Source organism: Streptomyces sp. NPDC093510 (assembly GCF_040683555.1).
In the GTDB taxonomy this organism is placed as follows: domain Bacteria; phylum Actinomycetota; class Actinomycetes; order Streptomycetales; family Streptomycetaceae; genus Streptomyces.
The window spans coordinates 53526-71194 of sequence record NZ_JBFBEE010000031.1; the positions used below are offsets into that span (position 1 = coordinate 53526).

The 17669-nt window shown below is 71.8% G+C and carries 15 protein-coding genes; 6 read left to right on the top strand and 9 right to left on the bottom strand.

Annotated elements, in window-relative coordinates:
• Nucleotides 1-30: 30 nt before the first annotated feature.
• Both AB0N81_RS35590 and AB0N81_RS35595 read left to right on the top strand, forming a co-directional pair.
• On the top strand, nucleotides 31-1083 hold the full coding sequence (locus AB0N81_RS35590) for an NAD(P)-dependent alcohol dehydrogenase (protein ID WP_365365881.1): 1053 nt from the start codon (nucleotides 31-33) through the stop codon (nucleotides 1081-1083).
• Nucleotides 1084-1241: 158 nt separating this feature from the next.
• Nucleotides 1242-1628 carry a VOC family protein gene (locus AB0N81_RS35595; protein WP_365365883.1) on the top strand — a complete coding sequence of 129 codons (387 nt, stop codon included), beginning with the start codon at nucleotides 1242-1244 and terminating at the stop codon, nucleotides 1626-1628.
• Here the strand turns inward: AB0N81_RS35595 and AB0N81_RS35600 are convergent.
• From AB0N81_RS35600 to AB0N81_RS35610, 3 genes are all read right to left on the bottom strand, one after another.
• Nucleotides 1610-2416, bottom strand: a complete 807-nt coding sequence (locus AB0N81_RS35600) for an alpha/beta fold hydrolase (protein WP_365365885.1) — start codon at nucleotides 2414-2416, stop codon at nucleotides 1610-1612. The genes AB0N81_RS35595 and AB0N81_RS35600 overlap by 19 nt on opposite strands.
• A 6-nt stretch (nucleotides 2417-2422) precedes the next feature.
• Nucleotides 2423-2887, bottom strand: a complete 465-nt coding sequence (locus AB0N81_RS35605; protein ID WP_365365887.1) for an ASCH domain-containing protein — start codon at nucleotides 2885-2887, stop codon at nucleotides 2423-2425.
• 271 nt (nucleotides 2888-3158) lie between these two features.
• Nucleotides 3159-6497: a S8 family serine peptidase gene (locus tag AB0N81_RS35610; protein ID WP_365365889.1), complete on the bottom strand. Its 3339-nt coding sequence runs from the start codon at nucleotides 6495-6497 to the stop codon at nucleotides 3159-3161.
• A 262-nt stretch (nucleotides 6498-6759) separates the two neighbouring features.
• Between AB0N81_RS35610 and AB0N81_RS35615 the strand changes: the two genes are divergently transcribed.
• Nucleotides 6760-8376, top strand: coding sequence for a reprolysin-like metallopeptidase (locus tag AB0N81_RS35615; protein ID WP_365365891.1), 1617 nt, complete (start codon nucleotides 6760-6762; stop codon nucleotides 8374-8376).
• Nucleotides 8377-8405: 29 nt separating this feature from the next.
• Here AB0N81_RS35615 and AB0N81_RS35620 read toward each other — a convergent pair whose 3' ends face one another.
• Together AB0N81_RS35620 and AB0N81_RS35625 are read right to left on the bottom strand one after the other, a co-directional pair.
• Complete coding sequence (locus AB0N81_RS35620; RefSeq protein WP_365365893.1) at nucleotides 8406-9686, bottom strand: Ig-like domain-containing protein; 1281 nt, start codon at nucleotides 9684-9686, stop codon at nucleotides 8406-8408.
• A gap of 253 nt (nucleotides 9687-9939) precedes the next feature.
• On the bottom strand, nucleotides 9940-10272 hold the full coding sequence (locus AB0N81_RS35625; protein WP_365365895.1) for a hypothetical protein: 333 nt from the start codon (nucleotides 10270-10272) through the stop codon (nucleotides 9940-9942).
• 128 nt (nucleotides 10273-10400) lie between these two features.
• Here AB0N81_RS35625 and AB0N81_RS35630 point away from each other — a divergent pair, with 128 nt between their 5' ends.
• Genes AB0N81_RS35630 through AB0N81_RS35640 form a run of 3 tightly spaced genes read left to right on the top strand, consistent with a single transcriptional unit; the run spans nucleotide 10401 to nucleotide 12198 of the window.
• A complete protein-coding gene (locus AB0N81_RS35630; RefSeq protein ID WP_365365983.1) occupies nucleotides 10401-10712 on the top strand; it encodes an LAETG motif-containing sortase-dependent surface protein in 312 nt (103 codons plus the stop codon).
• On the top strand, nucleotides 10709-11587 hold the full coding sequence (locus tag AB0N81_RS35635) for an inositol monophosphatase family protein (protein ID WP_365365897.1): 879 nt from the start codon (nucleotides 10709-10711) through the stop codon (nucleotides 11585-11587). The genes AB0N81_RS35630 and AB0N81_RS35635 overlap by 4 nt, the downstream gene beginning before the upstream one ends.
• Nucleotides 11584-12198 carry an AAA family ATPase gene (locus tag AB0N81_RS35640; protein ID WP_365365899.1) on the top strand — a complete coding sequence of 205 codons (615 nt, stop codon included), beginning with the start codon at nucleotides 11584-11586 and terminating at the stop codon, nucleotides 12196-12198. Before AB0N81_RS35635 ends, AB0N81_RS35640 begins: the two co-directional genes overlap by 4 nt.
• On the opposite strand, the gene hutH is transcribed toward AB0N81_RS35640, so the two are convergent.
• From hutH to AB0N81_RS35660, 4 genes are all read right to left on the bottom strand, one after another.
• Nucleotides 12195-13742 (bottom strand): histidine ammonia-lyase, encoded by a 1548-nt coding sequence (gene hutH, locus AB0N81_RS35645; protein WP_365365985.1) that lies wholly within the window; start codon nucleotides 13740-13742, stop codon nucleotides 12195-12197. The genes AB0N81_RS35640 and hutH overlap by 4 nt on opposite strands.
• A 143-nt stretch (nucleotides 13743-13885) precedes the next feature.
• Entirely contained in the window at nucleotides 13886-15055 is a 1170-nt protein-coding gene (locus AB0N81_RS35650; protein ID WP_365365901.1) for a GGDEF domain-containing protein, read from the bottom strand.
• A gap of 60 nt (nucleotides 15056-15115) precedes the next feature.
• Nucleotides 15116-15913 (bottom strand): enoyl-CoA hydratase-related protein, encoded by a 798-nt coding sequence (locus AB0N81_RS35655; protein ID WP_365365903.1) that lies wholly within the window; start codon nucleotides 15911-15913, stop codon nucleotides 15116-15118.
• A 78-nt stretch (nucleotides 15914-15991) separates the two neighbouring features.
• Nucleotides 15992-17065, bottom strand: a complete 1074-nt coding sequence (locus AB0N81_RS35660; protein ID WP_365365987.1) for an adenylate/guanylate cyclase domain-containing protein — start codon at nucleotides 17063-17065, stop codon at nucleotides 15992-15994.
• Nucleotides 17066-17669: the final 604 nt, after the last annotated feature.

Sequence of the window (17669 nt, forward strand, 5' to 3'; positions counted from 1 at the left end):
ACGTCGCAGGTCAGTGGCAGCCTCGATGACATGACTGAGCAGATCACCACCGTTTCCGCCTACGCCGCTCCCGCCCCCGAGGCGCCCCTGGAGCGGACCACCGTGCCGCGCCGCGCCGTCGGCGAGTCCGACGTCCTGATCGACATCAAGTACGCCGGTATCTGCCATTCGGACATCCACCAGGCCCGCGACGGCTGGGGCGAGGGCATCTACCCGATGGTGCCCGGCCACGAGATCGCCGGTGTCGTCACCGAGGTCGGCGCCGGTGTCACCAAGTTCGCCGTGGGTGACCGCGTCGGTGTCGGCTGCATGGTCGACTCCTGCCGCGAGTGCGAGAACTGCAAGGCCGGCCTGGAGCAGTACTGCGTGCAGGGCAACGTCCCGACGTACAACGGGCTCGGCAAGGACGGCGAGCCGACCTACGGCGGTTACTCCACGCACATCGTCGTGGACGAGGCGTTCACCGTCCGCATTCCCGACGGGCTCTCCCTCGACGTGGCCGCGCCGCTGCTGTGCGCCGGCATCACGACGTACTCGCCGCTGCACCGCTGGCAGGCGGGCCCCGGCAAGAAGATCGCCATCGTGGGTCTGGGCGGTCTCGGCCACATGGCCGTCAAGATCGCGCACGCCATGGGTGCCGAGGTGACCGTCCTGTCGCAGTCCCTGCGCAAGAAGGACGACGGCCTGAAGCTGGGCGCCGACCACTACTACGCGACCAGCGACGACGCCACCTTCGAGCAGCTGGCGGGCTCCTTCGACCTGATCCTCTCGACGGTCTCCGCGCCGCTGCCGCTGGACAAGTACCTGGGCCTGCTGCGTTCGGAGGGCGCCTTCGTGAACGTCGGCGCCCCGGAGGAGCCGGTCTCCCTCAACCTCTTCTCCGTGATCGGCGGCGGCAAGACCCTCGCGGGCTCCATGATCGGCGGCATCCAGGAGACGCAGGAGATGCTGGACTTCTGCGCGGCGCACGGGCTCGGCTCGGAGATCGAGCTGATCCGCGCCGACCAGATCAACGAGGCGTACGAGCGGGTCCTCGCCAGCGACGTGCGCTACCGCTTCGTGATCGACACCGCGACGATCTGACGTGCGTGTGGCCTGATCTCGTCTCGGGCACGGGGCCTAGTCCGCAAGGTGCAGCGGGCTGGGCCCCGTGGCCGATACCGGGGCCGTGCGCCCGCTCCTAACGTGGTCCGTGTCACCGCCGCACAGCGGGATTCACGGATCAACGAGGAGGTCGCACGATGTCGATCGAGCTGAACCACACCATCGTCGCAGCCGAGGACAAGAAGGCGTCCGCCCAGTTCCTCGCGGACATTCTGGGGCTGGAGGTCGGCCCCCAGTACGGCCCCTTCTTCCCCGTGGAGATCCCCAACGGCGTGACCCTCGACTTCTACGAGGGCGACGGCGGCCCGTTCGTGCCGCAGCACTACGCCTTCCTCGTCTCGGACGACGAGTTCGACAACATCTTCGGGCGCATCAAGGACCGCGGCCTGACCTACTGGGCCGACCCGTACCACCGGCGCGCCAACGAGATCAACACGAACGACGGCGGCCGCGGCCTCTACTGGGAGGACCCGAACGGCCACAGCCTGGAGATCATCACCAAGCCCTACGGCAGCGGGGACTGAGCCAGGAAGGCGAGCACAGGCGCGGTGGCGACGTCCGCGAACTCCTCGAAGTACGCGTGCCGGGCGCCGGGCACGAGCAGGGTCCTGGCGTCCGGGATGCGGGCGGCGAGCAGCGGGGCGTTGGCGGCCGGGTTGAACGTGTCGTCCGTGCCGTGGACGACGAGCGTCGGCGCCTCGATCCGCGCCAGCGCGTCCCAGGCGTCGTGGCGGGAGCTGGCCCGCAGATGGCGGCGGCGGGCGTACGCGGGCATGGTCGCGTCACCCAGGGTGTGGAACGTCCGCCCGGGGTGGGCCCGTTCCTGTTCGGCGAGCCAGGCCGGGGTGTACATCAGCTCCAGCAGGGCGCGGCGCACGGCGTCCGGGTCGTCCTGGGTCAGGGCCGAGCGGACCTCCGGGCCGCGCTCGACGCCGTGCGGGCCGCCGGGCGAGGTACAGCCGAGGACGAGGCGGACGACGCGGGCCGGGTGGTCGGCGGCGAGCCACTGGGCGATACGGCCGCCCATGGACGTGCCGTAGACGTGGGCGCGGTCGATGCCCGCGTGGTCGAGGACGGCGAGCACGTCACGGGCGAAGTTCGGGGTGCTGTACGTGTCGGTGTCCGGGCGGTCGCTGTCGCCGGTGCCGCGGTGGTCGAGGACGACGGTGGTGAAGCGGGCGGCGAAGTCGTCCCGCACCGGGTCCCACCAGTGGTGGTTGTTGGACTGTCCGGCGATCAGCACCAACGGTTCGCCGGAACCGTGCAGTTGATAGTGGAGGGCGGTTCCGTCGGCCGCGCGGGCGAAGGGCACGGCCGGTCACTTCTCCCGCAGGTCGGCGACGAGCCGGAACCGCTCCAGGACGAGCGGTGTCGCGTCGTCCACGGTGAAGCCGTCGTCGCCGAGCTCGGCCCGCAGCTCCGGACTGTGCCAGAACTCCTCGTGCCCCGCGCGCCACTGGGCGACGGTGGTGAACCCCTCGCCCTCGTCCACGGCGTGGGCGAGGTCCACTTCGCCGAGCGGCGCGACGCGGACGTCCGTGACCTCGATGACGGCGACGGGCCGGTCGTCGGAGTCGACGACGGCGGCACGCTCCCCCACGACGGGCAGCGGTTCGCCGTCCCGTTCGTAGCCGATGAGCAGCCCCGTCGTCGAGGTCTTGGACCCGTCGAGGATGGCCGCCACCAGCTGGTCGCGCAGCGGTCCGGGGAAGGCGAACTCGGCCTTGGGCAGCGGTTCCTGGCCGGCACCGGTGCCGCTCTCGTGCTTCGTGATCTCCGTCATGGGGACACAGTAGGCGCAGCGGCATCCCGGTCCCACAGGGCCTGCAACACCGTCGCCAGCCCCTTCCCGTGCGGCGTGAGTCCGTAGCGGCGGCCGGTTCGCCGTACGCCTGGGTCTCGCGGCGCAGCAGTTCGCGGACCACGAGCGTGGTCCAGCGGCCGCGCAGGGTGCACGACGCGGCGCCGACGGGTTCTGGCGATACGTGATCGACAGTCCCTTCGGCGCCGCGCCGGCAGAGGCGGGGGCCTAACGGCCCCGCACCCCTAGGTGCCTACTTGCCGTAGTACGCGTTGTAGATCGACAGCGTCGACTTGTTGCCCTTCTTGTCCGTGATCTTGGCGTGGAACGAGATGCCCTTGTCCTTCGCCGGGTTCTTCACGTGGATCTTCCCGTTGGTGACCTTGGCCTTCTCCCAGGTCTGCCCGTAGTCGTACGAGACGTACGCCGTGAGCGACTTGAGGTTGGCGCCGGCCGCCGCACCCAGGACCTTGACCGGCACGTACTGCTTCTTGCCGGCCTCCGCCCTGCTGCTCAGGTCGACCGCGGGGCTGAACCGCGCCGTGGAGACGGGGAGCTTCGCGCTCTCCACCTTCTTGGAGCGGAACGTGAAGCTCGCGTCGATGCGCGTGGAGGCCGCGGCCACCTTGACGCTGCGCTTCACCGACGTCGACAGCTTGTACTCGGCGTCGGCCGACGGAACCTTGAACGGCTTGTCGCCGACCAGCGGGTCGTCGTTCTCGCCGATCTGGGTGCCGTTGCGGGACAGCGTCGTCTTCACCGAGGTGTAGAGCGAGGACCCCACGTGCGTCTTGCCGTCGGCGAACAGCGGGAGGTAACCCGTGATCTCGTTGCCGTCCCGGTGGACGCCGAACTCACCGCCGATGCGCGGACCGAAGACGGCCGTGTTGAACGTCTTGTCGTAGCTCTGGCCCGCCTTGAAGGTCTGCGGGGTGCCCAGGCTGTACACGGCCTCGGTCGTCGGCCAGCCCTCGGCGTCGTCCGGGCCGTTCTGCTCGAACTCCAGGCCCCACTTCACCTTGTCGGCGGTGGACACGTACACCGTGCGGTTGGTGCGCAGCTTCGTCGGAACGGAGATGGACCAGGTGCCGCTGGTGTCGGGCAGCTCACCGGCCGCGCGCAGCGAACCCTTCTTGCCGCTCGTGGAGGCGCCGAGACCGGCCTTGACCGTGGCCAGCTCACTCGCCTTGTACTTCTTGGTGTAGCCGGTGGCGAGCTGCTTCACCGCGCCACCCGCGAGGGTGTTGTACTCGGTGTTGTCGCCCTTGGTCCAGACGGCCGCCCACTGCTGGCTGAGCTTGACGCCGGTCGGGGCGGCACCGACGGCGCCGGTGCGGAAGTTCTTGTACTCCTCCAGGAGCCAGCCGAAGCTGCTGGAGAGGTTCGGCGTCTCGACCATGTAGTCGGGCGCGGCCAGCACACTCTTGGCGTCGGCCGCGGGCACGGTGACGCCGACCGGCTTGGCGGTCCGCGCGTCGACCGTCACCGTGGTGTTCTTGGTGACGTCGAGCTTCGGCTGGGCGAGCCAGTCGATGCCCTTGTCGAGGTTCTCCATGTCGACCGCGACGTTCGAGTCGAGGATGTAGCTGCCCTTGGGCACGCGGACCTTGACGGTGCCGGACGGGTCGTACGGCATCAGGTCCGTGCCCACGCCGCCGCCGAGGATGCCCTGGAGGGAGGCGGAGTAGTGCTTCGTCGGCTGTCCGTCACGCCCGATGTGCTTCAGCGTGACGTCGTACGACTCCACCTCGCGGTCGACCGCGGCGGCGGTGCGCACGGACTGGCCGCCGCCCTTCGCCACGATGTACGCGGAGTAGGCGCCGTCGACCGTGCCGCCCAGCTTGGAGTCGGCCGTCATGTCGACGGAGGCGGTGCCGCCCGCGGGGACGGTGACCTTCTTCGCGCCGAGGGTGAAGAACCCGGCGGGGGCGGGGCGGCCCTTGGGGTCGGTGGCGGTCACCGTGAGGTCGAGGGTGACGTCGTCCTTGCCGAGGTTCTTGTACGTCACCTTCTTGGTGACCGGCTTGTCGTCGGTGTGCGGCCACTGCTGCGTGCCGAAGCTCACCGACACCGGGTCGGCGATCACGGTCTGCTTCAGGGCGTTGTCGACGGCGATGCGGCCCGAACCCTGCTGGAAGGGCGTGTACTTGCCGGGCTTGGTGGAGCCGGTCAGGGCGCCCTTCAGCTCGGGCTGCTTCCACTCGGGGTGCTGCTGCTTGAGCAGGGCGGCGGCGCCGGCGACGTGCGGGGCGGCCATCGAGGTGCCGGAGATCGTCAGATAGCCCTCGGGGTTCTGGCCGACCTCCTTCTCGATGACGCTGCCGGGCGCGGCGGCGGCGGTGATGTCGACGCCGGGTGCGGTCACGTCGGGCTTGATCGCACCGTCGCCGACCCGCGGGCCCTGGCTGGAGAAGTCCGCCAGCTTGTCGTTGTCGTCGACCGCGCCGACGGTCAGCGCCGAGTCCGCGCTGCCCGGCGAACCGACCGAACCGGGCGAGCCGTCGTTGCCCGCCGAGATGGCGAAGAGGATGCCCTTGTCGGCGGAGAGCTTGTCGACCTGCGCTTCGAGGGGGTCGACACCGGGGGTGTCGCCGCCGCCGAGGCTGAGGTTGACGACGTCGGCGCCCTCGGCGGCCGCCCAGTCCATGCCGGCGATGATCCCGGAGTCGTCTCCGTAACCCTCGTCGTCGAGGACCTTGCCGTTGAGCAGCTTGGCGCCGGGTGCGACGCCCTTGAACTTGCCGCCGGACTTGGCTCCGGTACCGGCCGCGGTGGACGCGACGTGCGTGCCGTGGCCGTAGCGGTCCTTGGCGTCGGCCGACTGCGTGAAGTTCTTCTCGCCGATCACCTGGTCCTTGAGGTCCGGGTGCGTGGCGTCGACGCCGGTGTCCAGGACGGCGATCTTGACGCCCTTGCCGTCGTATCCGGCGGCCCAGGCCTTGTCGGCGCCGATCTGCTTGACGCTCTTGTCGAGGGTCGCCTTGCGGACACCGTCGAGCCAGACGTGACTGATGCCGGACGCGGCGGTGCGGGCGCCGCCCTTGCCGCTGGTGAGCGCGGCCCACAGGTCGGCCGCGTCCTGCTTGGGCGTGCTGACGGCGTCGGCGTTCAGCGCCTTCAGGGTCCTGCGGACGGTGGTGTCACCGGCGGAGCGAACGTCGGCCTTGGCAGCCGTCGCGGCTCCCTTGTAGCCGACGATGACCTTGAGGCCCTTCTTCTGGGCCGTACGGTTGCGCTTCTTGTTCAGCTCCGTGACGTCGAACAGGCGCCGGTCGACGGTGCCGTCGGCTATCAGGCGCTGGGCGTCGGCGGGTATCAGCAGCGTGTGCCCGCCGCTGCGCCGCACCTGGACGGGTATGTGCTCCCGGCCCTTGGCGCGGTCGAGCCCGATGACACGGCCGTCGGCGTCGAGGACGGCACGGTCGCCGGTGATCAGCGTGACGCGGTCCTTGCCCGCGGCCTCGCCGAGCGGGCCCCCCGCCCCGGCCGTCTGTCCCACGGGTGCCGGTGCCGCGGCCGCGGGGCTGGTCATGCCCGCCGCGAGTGCCACGGCGACCGCCGCGGCGATACTGGCCCCGTACGCTCTCTTCACTTGTCTGTGCAAGTCTCCCCCTGGAGGTTAAGGGGCTGCAGCCCCTCGGAGATCGCAGTATGCCGAGGGGCGAACACCTGCTCAATAGTGAGGCGGAAGCGCAGAGTTGATGCTGTCCGAAATGCATGCACCTTGACCGCGATTGGCCGGATCAAGCCAATTCCACAATGGACGCGGCCGTGTGAGTGCAGGCGGCGCGCGCTCGGGTGACGCGGCCGGGGCGGCGGTTGCCGTACCTCTCCGCGGTGGAACGACAAGCGCCATGATCCCGACGCGACCTCTGCGCCCGCGCGGCGCGATCCGGCTGGCCTGCCTCACCGCCGCCCTGTCCCTCACCACGGCCGCCGCCACGTCCGAACCGCACCCGTCGGGCCCCGGCCCCGCCGCGAACGAGAACGACGTGCTGAGAGAAGACGTGCTGAGGGAAGACGTGCTGCGAGAACGTACCGTCGGCCTCGACCTCGCCGACTACCACTGGGTGTGCGCCTCCGGCGGCTCCGGCGGCTTCGGCCGGGCCGCCGAGCACCGCCTCGACCTCTTCCCCGGAGTACGGCTCGGCGTCGTCCAGGACGGCCGCGAGGCGGAGGGGGACACCGTCACGTGGACCGGCCACATCAAGGGGGCCCCGGACCAGCAGGCGGTGATCTCGGCGAGTCACCTGTGCGGGTCCGCCGACGGCGCCAGGACCGCCCCCGGCACCCGGCCCGCCCCCGGCACCCAGCCCGTCCTGGACGCCCTGGTCGACCTGGGGGCGCGCACGTACCACCTCACCACCCTGCCGGGGCAGCGGCCGCGGCTGCGGATCACCGAGGAGGACCCGGCGGCGCGCCGGCACCCCGAACCCGACGGTGCCGCCCTCGACGAGCGGACCGCACGCGAACTGCACGACTCCCTGGCGGACCGCGCCCCTGCCGACCCCGCCGCTCCCGTCGTCATCGACGTCCTGGCCGGTCACACGCCTGCCGCGGTGCGGCGCGTCGGCGGCGAGCAGGAGATGGCGGCCCGCCTCGGGACGGCCGAGTCCTATATGAACCAGGCCCTGGCCGACAGCGACGTGGCGGCCAGGATCGACATCGTCGACCGTTACGACACCGGCTACAGCGGCGACCAGACGGCCGACCTCATGCTCGACAAGCTCTCCGACCCCCGGGACCCCGACCTGGGGGCGGCCGCGCACCGCCACCGCGAGCGGCTGGGCGTCGACCTGGTCACCGTCGTCAACGACGTCCCCGTCGGCTCGTCGGGCCAGGCCAGCCTGCCCACGCGGGGGCGTATGGACAGCGAGCTGGCCTACTCGGCCGTCGACGTCCAGTCCCTGGTCGAGTGGTACAACCTCGGGCACGAACTCGGCCACAACCTCGGCCTGTTCCACGACCGCGCCACCCTCGAACGGAACGGGCCCGGCCGTTCCTACCTGCGGCTGCTCAACTCCCCCAGCGGGACCGGCTGGGTCACCCCGCGCCGCGACCACCACTCGCTGATGGCCTACGCCGAGAGCTGCGGCGCCCCTTGCTCTCCCGTCAACCAGTACTCGAACACCGAGAACACCGTCGACGGCCAGCCCCTGGGCGACGAGGACAACAACAACGCCGCCCTGGCCCGCAGGACCGCGCCCGTCGTGGCGGGCTACCGCTCACTGCGGATCGCCCGCACCCGGCACCCGCTCACGATCGGAGCGAGCCCGAACGGCACGGTACGGCCGGCCGTCCACGGCCCCTACGCCCCCGGGACCACGGTCGGCCTCATGGCGAAGCCGGCCGCCGGGTACCAGGTGGGTGCCTGGGTCGTCGACGGCCGGCGTCACGACATCACCGCCGAGCACGTGACGATCACGATGGACCGCCCGTACACCGTGAGCGCGGTGTTCGTCCCGGCCTGATCGGGCCGGGACGAAGAATTCCGGCCCCGTCAGACGGCGGAGCCCGCCTTCCACTGCGCCCAGTCCATGTTCCAGCCGTTGAGGCCGTTGTCCGGGGCGATGACCTTGTCGCCGGTGTTGCGGACGTCGACGACGTCACCGGTGATGGAGTTCTCGTAGAACCAGGAGCCCGGGGTGCTCTTGTCGCCCGCGCCCTTGGCGTCCTGGAGGCCGATGCAGCCGTGGCTGGTGTTGGCGCCGCCGAAGATGGAGGGCGAACCCCAGTAGTTGCCGTGGATGAAGGTGCCGGAGTTCGACAGGCGCATGGCGTGCGGCACGTCCTTGATGTCGTACTCGCCCTTGCCGTCGCCGTCCTTGAACCCGACGGTCGCACCGTCCATGCGGGTCTCCTTGAACTTCTCGGAGATCACCATCTTGCCGTTGTACGTCTTGTTCTCGGGCGAGCCCGCGGAGATCGGGATGGACTTCACGACCTTGCCGTCCCGGGTCACCTTCATCGTCTTCGTCTTGGCGTCGACGATGGAGACCTGGTTGCGCCCGATCTTGAACTGGACGGTCTTCTGCTGCACTCCATAGACGCCGTCGGCACCCTCGACGCCGTCGAGGTTCAGCTTCAGAGTGACGGTGGAGTTGCCCTTCCAGTAGTCCTCGGGACGGAAGTCCAGACGGTTCGCCCCGAACCAGTGGCCGACGATCTCCTGGCCGCTGTCGGACGACACCTTGACCGCGGACTGCACTTCCTTCTTGTTGGTGATCGCCTTGTCGAAGTTGATCGACACGGGCATGCCGACCCCGACCGTGGAGCCGTCCTCGGGCGTGAAGTTCCCGATGAAGCTGTTGGCCTTCGAGACGGTCGTGAACGCCGAGTTCTCGTGCGCCTTGCGGCCCTCGGAGTCCTTGGCGGTCGCCGAGATCTTGTACCTCGTGGCGCGCTCGAGCTGGCCGCTGGGCTTCCAGCTCTTCCCGTCCGCGGCTATCTGCCCCTGGACGGCGGCGCCGCCGTCGGCCGGCTTCATCGTCACGTTCGTGAGCGTGCCCTCGGTGACCGTGACCTTGGCCGCGCTGTTGATGCTTGCGTTGTCGGAGCCGTTCTTCGGCGCGATCTTGATCTGGGCCGCGGAGGACTTCTTGGCCGCCGCCTCGTCGACCTGGTTCTGCGACTCCTTGCCGCCCGAGGCCTTGTCGCCGTCGTCGCTGCTGCACGCCGAGAGCACGAGCACGCCGCCCATCAGGGCGGACACGGCCGCGACGCTCCTGCGTCCACGTCCGAGCCTGCGAGGCCCACTGTCCGTCATCACACGCATCTCCATAGTTGCCGAATCCCCGAAGTCAACCCCGAGAGCCCTGAGAGTCCCGGAGGTCCCCGTAACCCCGCATAACGTCCTGCCCGGTTCGTCCCGTTCCACTTCCGCGAAGAGTGTGGGGAACACCACGTCCGCGGTACTGGATTGTCGGCACCGGGTCCCCTCCCGTCGATCACCGTGCAGGCTGAGACGACGGAACCCCGGGCGGCGGTTGCTGCCCGGGGTTCCCGATTCCGGATTCCTCAACCCGAATCCGGCGCTACAGCTCGTCGTCCTCCGCGTCATCATCCTCGTCCGGGTCCCAGTCCGGCGAATCGGGGTCGTAGTCGACCGGCTCACTGCTCCAGGAGGCCTGGGTGAGCTCGGTCCCTGGCACCTGGCTGACCAGGTCGAAGGGGTCCACGAGGTAGGCGAGCGCCTCGGCGACGTCCTCCTGGACGGCGGTCTCGGCGTGCGCCCGCTCCTCGCCCGGCATCTGCTCGTCCTCGGCGATGCGGCTCAGCGCGGCGCCGGTCAGCTTCTCGGCGTCACCCACCTCGACGACCATTTCGACCCGCAGCCGTACATACCGTGATGTCTCGTCTCCACTCATACGTCGGAGCGTACGGCTCCCGAAGCTCGCGACTTTCCCGCGACCCGCACCTTTCATTAGCATCGCCCCACACGGCCAATTCGCCAGCGCCACAAGGGGGATCCGATTCCGTGTCCGCACGCCGATCGTTGCTGACCACCGCCGCCGCGGGAGCCCTCCTCGGCGCCCTGTGCTTCGTTCCCTCCGCGAACGCGACCTCCCCCGCGACACCCGACTCACCCCGCGAGAACCACCCCTCCACCTCGGCTTCCACCTCGGCCTCGGACGGGGCTTCTCCCCAGCACGAGACCACCGCGTCCTCGTCCCGCCTGGCCGAGACGGGCGGCTTCGACTCGACTCCGTACGTGGTCGGCGGCACGGCGTTCCTGAGCCTGGGCGCGGGCTTCGTGGTCTTCTCGGTACGCAGGGAGCGGGACGGAGATGGACACTCCCTGACGTGAGCGACTCGTGCACGGGGTGGGACGACGCCGCGGTGGCGGCAGCCGGGGCGCGGGCCGGGGCGGACGTGGTCCGGGAGATGTACGGGCAGCGGCTCGACCGGATCGACAAGGGGGCCGGGGACTTCGCCACCGCCGCCGACGTGGCGGCCGAGAAGGCGATCCTCGATGTCATCCGTGCCGCGCGGCCACAGGATTCGGTGCTCGGTGAGGAAGGCGGGCAGCGGGGCGCCGCGGACGCCCCGCGCCAGTGGCTGGTGGACCCCCTTTGCGGGACGTTGAACTACGCCGTCGGCACCATGCTCGTGGCCGTCAACGTCGCGCTGCGCGGTGGCGCGGCGGCGGTGGCCGACCCGTTCAGCGGTGAGGTCTTCAGCACCGACGGGACGACCGCCCGGGTGGAGCACGAGGGACACGGGGGAGCCGCCGCCCCCTTGGCGCCCACGTCCGCCACCCGGCTCGTGGACGTCAACCTCGATCCGCCGTTCCCGAACGCCCCCGGCTTCCGGGCCGTGGACCTGCTGGCCGACGCCGGCTTCGTCGCACGGTTCCGGCCGCGGGTCGTGTCCACGACGCTGGCCCTGGCGTGGGTCGCGGCCGGCAGGCGCGCCGCGTACATCACCGATGGCGGCGACCTCTCGGAGAGCGTGCACTTCGCCGCCGGTATCGCCCTGTGCCGGGCCGCGGGCTGCGTGGTCACGGGGATCGACGGCGCCCCGATCGGGCCCGCGGGCCGCGGCCTCGTGGCGGCGGCCGACGCGGAGACGCACGGGTCGCTGCTGGCGATGATCGGCGCCGGGAACCACACGGGAAGCCCGCCTCGTCCGGACCCCCAGGGCGCGGCGCGCCGCGCCCTGGAAGACACCGTCGGCCCGTGACGTACTCCCCCTGGGACATCTTGCTGATCGGCGGTGCCTCCGGTGTCGGCAAGAGCCGGTTGGCGGACCGGCTCGCCGGGGAACGTGGCGCCTTCGTCGTCGAGTTCGACGACGTCGTCGAGGCGGTGCGGGCGATCACCACGGCCGAGCAGCATCCGGGCCTGCACCACTTCGACGGGGCGGGCGACGCGGAGCTGTCCGCCGGGCGCGTACTCGAACTGCAGATCGCCACCGCCCGCGCCCTGGAGCCCGCCGTCCTCGGCATTGTGCGCAACCGCCTCACGGTCGACGTGCCCGCCGTGGTCGAGGGTGACTACCTCACCCCGGCCGCCGCCGCGCGGGCCGTCCGCGAGGGGAGCGTCGCGGGCCGGCACGTGCGGGCCGTGTTCGTGCACGAGGGCGATGCCGGGCGGATCACCGCCAACTACGCCTCGCGGGAGCCCGGGAGCGGCGTACAGACAGAGCGTGCCGAGGTCAGCGCCGCGTACTCGCACTGGCTCGCCCGTGAGGCGGCCCGGCACGCTCTGCCCGTGGTCGAATCCCGCCCCTGGGACACCCTCGCGTCCCGGGTCGGCGAGGCCCTCGCCCCGGTTCTGGCGGACAGGCCCTAGGCCAGCGTCCCCGTGACCGGCTCCACCGCCGCCACGAGCGCGCCCTTCCGTACGAACGCGTCCGCCGCCGCGAGGTCCGGCGCGAGGAAGCGGTCCGGGCCGGGGCCCTCGACGCCCGCCTTGCGGACGGCCTCGATGACGGCCTGCGTCGCGGGGGCCGGGGTGAGGCCCTCGCGGAGTTCGACGGCGCGCGTCGCGGCGTACAGCTCGATCGCGACGATGCGGGTCAGGTTGTCGACGGCCGTACGCAGCTTGCGGGCCGCCGACCAGCCCATCGACACGTGGTCCTCCTGCATCGCGGAGGACGGGATGGAGTCGGCCGAGGCCGGGACGGCGAGCCGCTTCATCTCGCTGACCAGCGCAGCCTGCGTGTACTGGGCGATCATCAGGCCGGAGTCGACGCCCGCGTCGTCCGCGAGGAACGGCGGCAGGCCGTGCGAGCGGTTCTTGTCCAGGAGCCTGTCCGTGCGGCGTTCCGCGATCGAGCCGAGGTCGGCCGCGGCGATCGCGAGGAAGTCCAGGACGTACGCGACCGGGGCACCGTGGAAGTTGCCGTTCGACTCGACACGGCCGTCGGGCAGCACGACGGGGTTGTCGACGGCGGCCGCCAGCTCGCGCTCGGCGACGAGCCGCGCGTGCGCCATCGTGTCGCGGCCCGCGCCCGCGACCTGCGGGGCGCAGCGCACCGAGTACGCGTCCTGGACGCGCGGCGCGTCGTCCTGGTGGTGGCCTGTGAGGCCCGAACCGGCGAGGACCGCCAGCATGTTGGCGGCGGAGGCGGCCTGGCCCGGGTGCGGGCGGATGGCGTGCAGCTCGGGCGCGAGGACCTTGTCCGTGCCGAGCAGGGCCTCCAGGGTGAGGGCGGCGGTGACGTCGGCCGACTTGTAGAGGTTCTCCAGGTCGGCGAGGGCCATGACCAGCATGCCGAGCATGCCGTCGGTGCCGTTGAGGAGGGCCAGGCCCTCCTTCTCGCGGAGCTCGACGGGGGTGATGCCGTGCGCGGCGAGCAGCTCGCCCGCGGGCTTCAGCTCACCGTCGGGGCCCTCCGCGTCACCCTCGCCCATCAGCGTCAGGGCGCAGTGGCTGAGCGGCGCGAGGTCGCCGGAGCAGCCCAGCGAGCCGTACTCGTGGACGACGGGTGTGATGCCTGCGTTCAGTACGTCGGCCATCGTCTGCGCGACCTCGGGGCGCACGCCCGTGTGGCCCGAGCAGACCGTCTTGAGGCGCAGGAACATCAGCGCGCGGACGACCTCGCGCTCCACGCGCGGGCCCATGCCGGCCGCGTGCGAGCGGACGATGTTGCGCTGCAGCTGGGCGCGGAGGTCGGGGCCGATGTGGCGGCTGGCCAGGGCGCCGAACCCGGTCGAGACGCCGTACACGGGCTCGGGCTTGGCCGCGAGCGCGTCGACGATCTCCCGGGACGTGGCGAGTGCCGCCAGCGCCTCGGCGGACAGTTCGATCCGTGCGTTTCCGCGCGCGACGGCGATGACGTCCGCCGCGGTCGTCCCGGACGTCCCAAGGGCCACGGTGCCCACGCTGTGCATATCCATATTCAGCAGCGTACGGACTGAATCGCCGAGTGTCACGGGTGGATTCGCCGAGAGCCACTTACCGCGAGGCCGACCGCGCCCGAGCGGATTCATCGCACAGCCGGGCATGGCTCGACCGACTGATCACGCGCATGCCGCTAGGGCCTGTCCTCGTCGGGAGCGCTCCGCCCCCGGAACCTCCGCCGCTCCCCCGCCGGAGGCGACCCCGGGGACGCGTCGGCGAGACGGACCACCGGGTCGTCCACGCCCTCGCGCCCCGCCACCACCGGCTTCGCCGCGCGTGCGGCCTTCGCGCGGTACTGCGCCGCGTCGGCGAGACGGAAGAGGCGGCGGGCCGACCGCACGGGACCGATCGGGTCATCGGTCGAGGCGACGCCGCACGCGACCCCGTCACCCAGCTCCAACTCCGCCGCCCGTACGCAGAGTTCGTCGGCGGCCCGCACCACCTCGTCGGCCGTGGGACCGACCGAGAGGAGGCAGAACTCGTCGCCTCCGAGGCGCGCCGCGAGCGTCCCCGGCAGCATCGCGCCGCAGAGCGAGAGGACCGAGCCGAACCGCTCCAGGAGGCGGTCGCCGACCGCGTGGCCCCGGGTGTCGTTGACCCGCTTGAGCCCGTTCACGTCGCAGACGACGAGGCTCACCACGGTCCCGTCGGCGAGGTGCCGCTCCACCGCCCGGTCGAGCCCGAGATCGACCGCGCGCCGGTTGGCGAGGCCGGTCAGCGCGTCGGTGAAGGCCAGACGGCGCGCCTCCTCCAGGCGCTCGGTCTGCGCGATCCCGGCGGCCACCACCGCCGCGAGGACCGTCGCGAAGTCGGCGTCGGCCCGGTCGAAGACCGGCGCGCCCGGCGGGCGTGCCACGTACAGCTCGCCCCACGCGCGCCCGTGCAGCACGATTGGCGCGACGACGCAGCAGCCGCGGCCCCGGCGGCGCAGCGCGGCCACCCGCTGGTGGCAGTAGCCGGGTGCGCGGGAGTCCGCGGGGCCCTCGGCCGTCTCGACCCACGCGTGCGGTTCGCCGCCGCCCGCCCAGTGCTCGTGCAGGAACTCGGTGATCTCGGGGAACCGGTTCACGGGGTACGCCTCGTTCTCCGGGAACTCCACCTCGCCCTCGACGCGCTGCCCTGCGTTCACCAGGACCCGCAGCCGCCCCATGTCCCGCTCCCAGACGGACAGCGCCGCGAAGCTCCCGCTCAGCGCGCGGCAGGCGCCGGCGGCGGCTGCCCGCCAGGACTCGCGCGGAGTGTGCGCGGCGGCCATTCCCTGCGCCAGCTCCACCACGGCCCGCAGCCGGACATCCTCACCCATTTCCCTAGATTAGGAGGTTTGCGGCAATTCCACTCCCCGGGCCCCTATTCCCCAGGGCCCTTACTCCCCGGGCCACTGCGGCTTCCGCTTCTCGTTGAACGCGGCGACGCCCTCCGCCCGGTCGCCCGAGAACGCCACCGTGCGCCACGCCGCGTCCTCGACCTCCAGGCCCGCCCGCAGGTCGAGGCCGTGCCCGAGGCGCAGGGCACGCTTGGCCGCACGGAGGCCGACGGGCGAGTTCGCGGCGATGCGGGCGCCGAGCGCCAGCGCCTCCGTACGGGCCTCGCCCTCCGCCACGAGCAGGTCGACCAGGCCCAACTCCCGCGCCTCGGCGGCCTCCACGCGGCGCGCGGAGAAGATCAGCTCGGCGGCGCGGGCGGCGCCCACGCGGCGCGGCAGGAGCTGGGTGCCGCCGCCGCCCGGGATGACGCCGACGGACACCTCGGGGAGTCCGACGACGGCGGTCGGGTCGGCGACGATCATGTCGCAGGAGAGCGCGAGCTCGAACCCGCCGCCGAGCGCGAAGCCGTGCACGGCCGCGACGGTGGGCATGGGCAGTTCCAGCACGCCGGTGTAGGAGGCGCGTGTCGTGGGGCGCTGGCGGCGCAACTCGGCGTCGCTGAAGGAGTTCCGCTCCTTCAGGTCGGCGCCCACACAGAAGGCCCGCTCATGGGTGGAGGTCAGGACGACGACGCGGGCGTCGGGGTCCTCGCCGAGTGCGGCGCAGGCGGCGGCGATGGAGCGGGCCATCTCCGAGGAGACGGCGTTCATCGCCTTGGGGCGGTCAAGGACGAGCTCGACGACGTGGCCGTGCCGCCTGACCGCCACGTACTCCCCGTACCGCTGCTCGTCACCCATGACGCCTCCTCCACCTCCGATTAACGGCCGTTACCCGGGGATCATGTCAGCCGGGCCCGTCACGGGGGAAGGGACTCCTCAGCCCCTTCGCGCCATCAGCCACGGCTCGACGACGCCGAGACCGCGTACCGGGCGCTGCCACATCGGCTGGAGCGCGAAGCGGTACGAGGGCGGCTCCTCGCCCTCCTTCTCCGCCGCGGCGGCCTCCTCCGCGGCCTGCGTCTCGGAGGCCGGCGCGTCGCCCGTCCGCGTCAGCTCCTCCGCGAACGCCCCGTCCACGAGGACCGCGTCCCGGGGCGCTATCGACGTGAGGCGGCTCGCGAGGTTCACCGTCGTGCCGAAGACGTCGCCCATGCGCGTGGTGACCGTGCCGAAGGCGATGCCGACGCGCAGCTCCGGCATGGTCTCGTCGTTGGCCATGGTCTCGATGAGCCGCAGCGCGATCTCCGCGGCGACGCCCGCGTCGTCGGCGGCGTACAGGACCTCGTCGCCGAGGGTCTTGATGAGCCGCCCGCCGTGCGCGGCGACCAGGTCGGCCGCGGTCGTCTCGAAGGCCTCGACGAGCTCGCCGAGCTCCTCCTCCTCCATGCGCCGGGTCAGCCGCGTGAAACCGACGAGGTCGGCGAAGCCGACGGCGAGCCGCCGGTCGACCATCTCCTCGTCGTCCGCGGCCTGCACCACGCGTCCGGTCGCGGCGGCGAGCTGGCGCCGCCACACGTAGACGAGGAACTCCTCCAGCTCGGGCAGGAGCAGCTCCACGAGCGGATACGTGACCTCGGTGCGGGTCATGCCGGGCTCGGGCGGCTCCGTCAGCCCCTCCAGGAAGGAGTCGATCTGCCACTCGGCGAGCCGGGCGGTGGTCTGCCCCGTCGAACGGGCCACCTGCACGGCCATGGCCTCGCTCAGCAGGCCCGCCTCGACGAGGCCCGCGAGGCGGCGCAGGGCCAGCACGTCCGCCTCGGTCAGCGCCTTGGCCTGGCCGATGTCGGGAAAGCCCATGGCCCGCCAGAACCGGGACGCCAGCTCCATCGAGACGCCCGCGCTGCGGGCCGCCTGGAAGGGGGTGTAGCGGCGGTCGGCGCCGAGGATGAGCTGTTCGAGGCGGAGAGCGAGCGGGTCCTTCTCCGCGTCGCCTTCGTTCTTCTCGTCCACCTCGGGAACTCCGCCCGTCCGGGAGACCTCGGGTACTCCGCCCGTCCGGGAGACCTCGGGAACTCCGCCCGTCCGGGAGACCTCGGGTACTCCGCCCGTCCGGGAGACCTCGGAGACGTCTCTCGCGCCGTCCGGCACCGCGCCCTCCGTCCCGCCGTCACGGGCGGCCACGGGCCCGGGGGTACGGCCGGACCCGTCGTCGGGGGCGGGGAGTGCACCCTCGCCGAAGCCCGTGTCGTCGCCGGTCACGCCTGCTGCCCTTCCGATCTGCCGCGGTCATGTATCGACCGGCGTCAACTTTACGGCAGGTGTGCCGCAGCTCACTCCCGACTCCCGGGACGCGCTTCTTGACGCCGGCGGGTCGACCCCTCCGGCCCCCGCCGCCAACCACTGCGTCGCCTGTGCCACGCCACGCCGCCCGGCACCCCGCGGGTCCGTCGTGCCCGATCGCGCAGTTCCCCGCGCCCCTAAACAGCACCCGGCACCCACCTGCCACCCCACGCCGTCCCACACCCGCGGGCCCGCCGTGGCCGATCGCGCAGTTCCCCGCGCCCCTAAACAGCGCACCGTCACTCCGCCCAGCACCCCACCCCACGCGCCACGC